The organism is Actinosynnema sp. NPDC059797, assembly GCF_042732085.1.
In the GTDB taxonomy this organism is placed as follows: domain Bacteria; phylum Actinomycetota; class Actinomycetes; order Mycobacteriales; family Pseudonocardiaceae; genus Actinosynnema.
Genome location: NZ_JBHWIE010000727.1, coordinates 1 through 1,432, shown reverse-complemented (window position 1 = coordinate 1,432; position 1,432 = coordinate 1). Strand labels below are relative to the sequence as shown.

General features: G+C 74.0%; 3 protein-coding genes. All 3 read left to right on the top strand.

The features are described from left to right. A partial coding sequence (locus ACFV4N_RS43720; protein ID WP_499678598.1) for an LLM class flavin-dependent oxidoreductase occupies positions 1 to 539 on the top strand: 539 nt, incomplete at its 5' end. Next, on the top strand, positions 536 to 1,042 hold the full coding sequence (locus ACFV4N_RS43715; RefSeq protein ID WP_499678597.1) for a flavin reductase family protein: 507 nt from the start codon (positions 536 to 538) through the stop codon (positions 1,040 to 1,042). The genes ACFV4N_RS43720 and ACFV4N_RS43715, both read left to right, overlap by 4 nt. Before the next feature lie 14 nt (positions 1,043 to 1,056). Next, the coding region (locus ACFV4N_RS43710; protein WP_499678596.1) for a hypothetical protein at positions 1,057 to 1,432 on the top strand (376 nt) is incomplete at its 3' end.

Genomic DNA, 1,432 nt, shown 5'->3' with positions numbered 1-1,432 from the left:
GCGCGGGCGGCGTGGAGACCTTCCGCAACGCGGGCCGCGCCGGCGCCGGGCTGCTGACCCACCTGCTGGGCCAGGACGTCGACGACCTCGCCGGGAAGATCGCCGAGTACCGCGCCGCGGCGCGCGAGCAGGGCTCCGAGGGGCACGTCGTGCTCATGGTGCACACCTTCCTCGGCGAGGACGAGGACGAGGTGCGCGAGCAGGTGCGCGGCCCGATGTGCGACTACCTGCGCAGCTCGCTGGGCCTGCTGCTGGGCTCGCAGCAGGGCAGCGCCCGCAAGGTCGACCCGGCCAAGCTGCGCCCGAAGGACGTCGACTTCCTCGTCGAGCGGGCGTTCGACCGCTACTACGACGACGGCGCCCTGCTGGGCACGGTCGACAAGGCCGCGCGCGTGGTCGAGCGGGCGCGGGCCGCGGACGTGGACGAGATCGCCTGCCTGATCGACTTCGGCCTGCCGCAGCGGACCGTCCTGGCCGGCTTGGAGCAGCTCAACCGGCTGCGCGAGCTGACCTCGTCACCGCTCGCGGCCACGACGTGAGCACCGCGGTGGAGCCGGACCTGGGCAGGCGGTTCCGCCACGCCGCGGGCCGGTTCCCGACCGGGGTGACGGTGCTGAGCACGGTCGAGGGCGGTCGGCCGTGCGGCATGACCGTCAGCTCGTTCACCTCGGTCTCGCTGGACCCGCTGCTGGTCCTGGTGTCGCTGGGCAACGGCTCCCGGACCTGCGAGCGGATCCGGCGGTCCGGCGTCTTCGCCGTCACCGTGCTCGCCGACGCGCAGCAGGAGGTGGCGCGGTGGTTCGCCGGCCGCGCCCGCCCGGACGGCGAGGTCGCGTTCGACGGCATCCCCTGGCGGCCCGCGCCGCACTCCTCGGCGCCGATCCTCACCGACGGCGTCAGCTTCTTCGACTGCGCGGTCGAGCAGGTCCACGCCGCCGGCGACCACACGGTGGTGATCGGCGCGGTCCGCGCCTTCGACGTCCTGTCCGACCGGCCACCGCTGCTGTTCGTGCGCAGCCGGTTCGGCCGGCTAACCGAGTGAGAGCAGGTCAACCCATGCTGGAGATCGTCCGCGAGTGCTACGGCTTCCGCGTCGCGTGCTCGGTGCACCCCGAGGCGCGCGAGGTCGTCGACCTCTTCTTCGGCTCCGCCGAGCCGCCCGCCGGGGCCCCGGAGGTGCGCCTGACCTTCGAGGTGACCGACGGCGCGGGCGTGCCCACGGTCAACCCGCCGCACACGCTGGAGGTGATCGCGTCCGACCCGATCACCGTCGACACCGGCAACTCGCGCGCGGTGATCGTGCCGGACGAGTGGCGCGCCACCGTCACCCTGGCCCGCGGCGACCTGGCCGACCAGGTCGTGTGGGGCCGCTACCTGCTGGAGCGGCTGTTCCTCTACGTGGTGTGCCGCTCGCCCCCCCACTACCCGCTGG